The sequence below is a fragment of the Streptomyces bicolor genome (assembly GCF_000719285.1).
Lineage (GTDB): Bacteria > Actinomycetota > Actinomycetes > Streptomycetales > Streptomycetaceae > Streptomyces > Streptomyces bicolor.
This window is the reverse complement of the sequence record NZ_JOFS01000084.1, coordinates 1-3523: the sequence shown is the minus strand read 5'-3', so window position 1 is coordinate 3523 and position 3523 is coordinate 1. Positions and strand designations below refer to the sequence as shown.

Sequence of the window (3523 nt, the reverse complement as noted above, 5' to 3'; positions counted from 1 at the left end):
GCCTCACAGCCGAATCCACCCCGAGCTGGCGCGGCACCTAGAACCTCAACGAATTAGGGCATCCAGGGACTAAACAACGGAACGAAACGCCCTCTAAGCTTGTTCTTTATCTACCAAGATCTTCCGGGCTTGCCGATGGCCTTGAGGGTCTCGGGACGTTTGACGGTCTTGCCGACGTCGTAGCGGGGTGCCCGGTGCTTGTTCTTGGAGCCGAGTGGTCTTCCGGGGCCGGCTCCTCGGGGTTTGGGAACACGGGCCAGGCAGGCGAGGTGGGCGCGGATGTTCCTGAACCCTCGGCGGACCCGGGCCGGGGTGAGCCGGTCGGAGGTGGTGGGTTTCTCCCACGGTCGGCGGAGGTCCGCGGCGAGGGGCCGGGCGAGCCGGAGTTGGGTGTGAGCGACGATCAGAATCCAGGTCCAGCAGTCCGCGGCTTCGGGAGTGCGGAGTTTTGGGGTGGTCCATCCGAGGGTCTGCTTCGCGAAGCGGAAGGTGTGCTCCAGGTCGAAGCGGCGGAGAAAAGCCTGCCAGAAGCGGTCCACGTCGTCCGGGGTGGCGCCGGTCTTGGAAGACCATAACCACACTGGCGGGGCATTTCGGCCCTTCGACAGATGCTCGACCTTCAACCGCATCAACGTGCCCTCGACCAGTGGAAGTTCACCGTCATGGTCAAGCCATGAGGAACGGTGGGTGAGTCGCGGGTGGACCCGGTCCCATGCCTGGGTCTCGGCCTTGCCGTAGTTGGTGGTGTCGGTGACCGTGGTGATCGCGGGCTCGGGCCAGGTCTCCGGCTTGGCGAAGCGGAACTCCGGCCCGTGCTTGGGCGGTCGGCCGTTGACGCCGTGCACCCTCGGTGGCTTCGGCAGACGCATCACGCGGTCCGAGCGGACTCGGCCGACCAACTCGACCGGCAGGTCGCGCAGGACCCAGGCCAGGCGGGTGACGTCGTATCCGGCGTCGCTGACGATCGCAATCGCCGGGTTCCCGGCCTGCCACTGGCCCGCGGCAATGAGCCGCTCGACGACACCGCGTAGCTGGGCGGCGGTGATCGCCGTCGCGTCGTCTGCCGGTCCTAGCCGGACCGCGTCCAGGATCGCAGTCCAGGATGTGGCGCCCGGCTCCAGCACGGCGACGAAGGAGTAGGGCCAGCCCGGAATGAACTGCGACGCCGTTTTCGCGCGACCGTAGACGTGGCAAAACAGGCGCTCTGCCGAGCACGGCGCGTCCGAGCGGAGCCATGGCGACACGTCGACCGCCAGGACCAGGCGCCCGCCATCGAAACGCGGCAGCGGCAGGCCGGCCAGCACCGTCCGCAGCCGGTTGACGTCGATCCGGCCGTGATTCAGGCCGCCGTACATCGCTCCGTGCCCACGACGATGCTCCGGCAACAGCGTCAAGTCCACCGGGGACTTCACCGCACCGTCCGCACACAGCACCGCATCTGCCAGCTCGAACAACTCGTCGCGCCGGGCGGTCAGACACTCGTAGAACTCTCCCCGGAAGCGTGACGCTTCCGCGAACGCTTCCATGCGGACAGCATCAGGCAGCAGACTCACCCTCACGGCCTTCGTCGTGGTCACGTGCACCTTGGTCGGAGCACATGATCAGGCGAAGGCCGCCTCCACGTCCGGCGAATCCCCATGCGAGCGAATCCGTTCGAGACGCCATTCGAGGCCGTGGCACCATGTACCGCATGACGACGAACCGAAAGGTCCATGCCGCGTAGACGGCCAGGACAGATCCGTGCTGGCGCCCTCGGCAGCCACCGGACAACGGGTGCAAGGCCCGTCATTGACGGCCTGTCTTCGCGTGCACTGTCCGAGATCATCCGTCTCGAGCACACCCGCAACTATCTGCAGCCAGGCGACGTCAGCGCGGCTGTGCGCCTGTGGAGGGACTAATCCGTTGTTAAGGCGGCCAGGATCTGTACGACGGTCCGGCTGCCCCTGGCGCCGGAGGCATGCCTTTGGAGTCACCGGCCGGTCAGGTCCAAACGTAGATCGGCACCTCCGGCGCCACCCATCGAACTTGAACTTCCTCATGTTCGTTGGCATTTGTGGTACGAGCCCACCGCGCGGTGATCTCTTGCAGTACGCGAGTACTTCAGCTCCTGCGCAGACCGAGACCCGCGCGGTGCGCTGGTGCCACGAACGGCTCGTGAGGTGTCGGCCCGACCCGCGCCTGGTCGAGGCCTGGGATTAGTGCGACGCGTGGCTCCGCATGCGCTCGTGACCAGCGCAAACATCCGTTCCACTGGGAGGGCACACCCTTGATCTATTGCGGTATCGACTGGGCCGAGAAGACACACGACGTCGCGCTGGTCGACGACACCGGCCAGCTCGTCGCCAAGCGGCACATCACCGACGACGCGTCCGGTTACAAGATCCTCCTGGACCTGCTCGCCGAGCACGGCGACAGCGAGGAGAACCCCATCCCGGTGGCGATCGAGACCCCACGCGGCCTGCTGGTCGCCGTCCTGCGGATCGGCACGCGCAAGATCTTCGCGATTAACCCGATGGCCGCCGCCCGCTACCGCGATCGGCACGCCGTCTCGCGCAAGAAGTCCGACCCCGGCGACGCACTCGTGCTCGCGAACATCCTGCGCACCGACATGCACGCCCACCGGCCGCTGCCCGACGACAGCGACCTGGCCCGCGCGATCGCCGTCCTGGCGCGCGCCCAGCAGGACGCGACCTGGAACCGGCAGCAGATCGCCAACCAGCTCCGATCCCTCCTGCGGGAGTTCTACCCCGCAGCCCTGGACGCCGTCGCCACCTGGGCCAACGGCCTGTGCCGACCAGAGGCCCGGGAACTGCTCAAGTCCGCACCGACGCCTGCCAAGGCCGCGCGGCTGACCCGAGACCAGATCCAGGCCGCACTCAGGCGGGCCGGCCGCAAGCGCGGCATCGAAGCCGAGGCCGACCGGCTGCGAGACATCTTCCGCGGCGACTACGCCCATCAGCCGCCGCTGGTCGAGGACGCACTCGGCAAGCAGATGCTCGCCCTCGTGGTCCAGTTGGAGGCCGCCTGCACTGCCGCCGATGACCTCGCGAAGGCGGTGGAAGAGACGTTCCCTCAGCACCCGGACACGGAGGTGCTCCTGAGCTTCCCCGGACTGGGCGTCCAGCTCGGCGCCCGGGTCCTCGCCGAGATCGGGGACGATCACACACGCTTCGCCGACGCCCGCAGCCTGAAGGCATACGCCGGCTCCTCGCCCATCACCAGGGCCTCCGGGAAGAAGTCGAGCATCACCCGCCGTTGGATCAAGAACGACCGCCTCAACCACGCCGGCTACCTCTGGGCGTTCTCCGCGATCACCGCCTCACCCGGAGCCAAGGCCCACTACCGGCGCCGCCGCGACGACCACGGTGACTGGCACGCAGCCGCCCAGCGCAACCTCTTCAACCGCATGCTCGGCCAGCTCTACTACTGCCTTCAAGAGCACGAACTGTTCGACGAACAGACGGCCTTCCCCACCGGACTCGCCGCCGCAGCTTGACACGCTAGCGCCGTGAGGTGTCTACGT

Annotated in this window: 2 protein-coding genes; one reads left to right on the top strand and one right to left on the bottom strand. The window is 67.4% G+C overall.

Annotation, left to right across the window (positions count from 1 at the left end; genetic code table 11):
- Positions 1-110: 110 nt before the first annotated feature.
- A complete protein-coding gene (locus IF78_RS0142670) occupies positions 111-1526 on the bottom strand; it encodes an NF041680 family putative transposase (RefSeq protein ID WP_051828696.1) in 1416 nt (471 codons plus the stop codon).
- Positions 1527-2266: 740 nt separating this feature from the next.
- Here IF78_RS0142670 and IF78_RS0142665 point away from each other — a divergent pair.
- Positions 2267-3496: an IS110 family RNA-guided transposase gene (locus IF78_RS0142665; protein ID WP_031498865.1), complete on the top strand. Its 1230-nt coding sequence runs from the start codon at positions 2267-2269 to the stop codon at positions 3494-3496.
- Positions 3497-3523 lie beyond the last annotated feature (27 nt).